At 52.1% G+C, this 2,312-nt stretch carries 2 protein-coding genes; both read left to right on the top strand.

Annotated features, from left to right (window positions below; genetic code table 11):
- Positions 1–306 precede the first annotated feature (306 nt).
- Entirely contained in the window at positions 307–1,509 is a 1,203-nt protein-coding gene (locus ACH2EH_RS02860) for an ATP-binding protein (RefSeq protein ID WP_395138753.1), read from the top strand.
- The coding region (locus tag ACH2EH_RS02865; protein WP_395138756.1) for a ParA family protein at positions 1,506–2,312 on the top strand (807 nt) is incomplete at its 3' end. The genes ACH2EH_RS02860 and ACH2EH_RS02865, both read left to right, overlap by 4 nt.

A 2,312-nucleotide genomic window follows, 5' to 3' on the forward strand; every position in this document is an offset into this window, starting at 1 on the left:
TCAAGCGACCTCAATAAAATCCGCCTCTTAAGGAATAAGATCGCCCATGCGCAAACATATATCTACTCCACAAAGAGTGTACGTGATTTCGTTAATTGCTTCGAACTCATTAATCAGTGGACGAATCAGATAACAGGTCTATTGACAACAAAATTATGACTACACGCCCAAAACGAAGAGAATTCGCTTTTATGCAGGAAGAGTCTATCTGCCAAGATCCGTCGGTTTTACGGAGAGAACCAGATTTTGGTGTGATCCGTGTAAACTATGGTTTCGTTGATTTGTTTGCCCTGCCGGAGAACTATCATGATCTATACAGATGAAGAACTCGAAGCCCTTTTGGGCGACATTGAATCAGACCTCGCAGAGCGCAAGGAAACCTTTAAAGGAGATGCCCCTGAAAAAGTTCGGGAGGCAGTTTGTGCCTTTGCAAATGACTTGCCTGGCTATAATAAGCCTGGTGTCGTCTTTATTGGCGCACGGGACAATGGGACTCCCAGTGGTGTGCCGATTACGGATCAGCTTCTTCTGATACTCAGTGATATTCGCTTTGATGGCAATATTCTTCCACCACCTCCGATGACCGTACAGAAACGCACGCTGAGGGGAGCGGAGATGGCGGTAATTACGGTGCTGCCTTCGGATACTCCGCCCGTGCGAATTAAGGGCAGGATCTGGGTTCGTGTCGGTCCTCGGCGTGGGATTGCGTCGGCTCAAGAAGAGAGAGTCCTCAACGAGAAACGACGATTCCGGGATAGGACTTTTGACTCCCATCCTATCTCCTCTGCTGATGTCGCCCAGCTTGATGAGCTGGTTTTTATGAGGGAATATCTCCCTTCCGCATTTTCTCCCGATGTCCTAGAGGCAAACGGACGAACTTACGAACAGCGCCTCGCGGCGACAAAAATGGTTGTCTCGGCTGAGGAGCCCACTCCGACTGTGGCAGGATTATTGGTGCTGGGAATCCGTACCAGAGATTTTATCCCAGGTGCCTATGTTGAGTTTCTCCGCTTTGACGGCACGGCGCTCACCGATCCCATTCTTGACTCTGCGGAGATTGATGGGACGATTTCTCAGGTTATTCGACGAACAGAGGAGAAGCTGACAGCGGTGAATCAGACAGCGGTGAGCATCGGGCCGATGGAGAAGCGTGCTTCTCTCTATCCCGATACAGCGCTTCAGCAGCTCGTTCGTAACGCAATTCTACATCGTAACTACGAGGGAACCAGTGCCCCAATTCGCATTTATTGGTTTGAAGATCGCCTGGAGATACGCAATCCCGGTGGTCCGTATGGTGCCGTCACCAAAGAAACCTTTGGTGATCCAGGCGTGACGGACTACCGAAATCCGGTTCTCGCGGAGGCGCTCAAGGTACTCGGATTCGTCAATCGTTTTGGGGTGGGAATTGCGACCGCGCGCAAGGCACTTCTGGAAAATGGCAATCCTGAGCCTGAGTTTGAAGTCCAGCCACAGTGGGTCACGGTGATTCTGAGGCCACGAACGTCATGAGCAAACCGGTACTTACCTTCTTCAACAATAAAGGTGGGGTGGGAAAGACTTCGCTCGTGTATCATCTTGCCTGGATGCTGGCCGAGCTGGGCCACACCGTTCTTGCTGCGGACCTCGATCCGCAAGCGAACCTCACAGCAGCTTTTTTGGAGGAGTCGGAACTTGAGGCGATCTGGCAAGATACTTCCCGGAATCAGGGTGCCACGATCTACCGTTGTGTTGCCCCACTGGCACGGGTCGGTGACATCTTGCCCCCAAAACTCCAAAAAATTCAAGAACGCCTCTGGTTGATCCCCGGTGATCTCGCTCTTTCTGTGTTTGAAGATCGTCTCTCCACAGAGTGGCCCGAGGCACTGGGCAGCACGGACCTCTATCGCCCTTTTCGTGTATTAACCGCGTTCTGGCAGGTGCTTCAGCAGGGAGCCGAAGAGTGCGGGGCTGATTTTATATTTGTGGATGTTGGCCCAAGCTTGGGGGCAATAAACCGCTCCGCCTTAATTGCAACCGACTATATAGTTGTGCCCCTCGGTGCTGATTTGTTTTCTCTCCAAGGGCTTCGTAACTTGGGGCCGACGCTACGTGGATGGCGTGAGCAGTGGCAAAAACGCCTGGATAACTGGAATCCTCCTGAGTTTGCACTTCCCCAAGGACGAATGCTACCGCTTGGCTACATGGTTCAGCAACACTCTGTTCGTCTCTCACGCCCTGTCGCGGCTTATGACCGATGGATTAGCCGCATGCCTGCGGAATATATCCGTAGCGTCTTGGGGCAAGCGAATGCGAATGTGGACTCCCGTCCCGAA

The sequence above is a fragment of the Armatimonas sp. genome (assembly GCF_043760365.1).
Classification (GTDB): Bacteria; Armatimonadota; Armatimonadia; order Armatimonadales; family Armatimonadaceae; genus Armatimonas.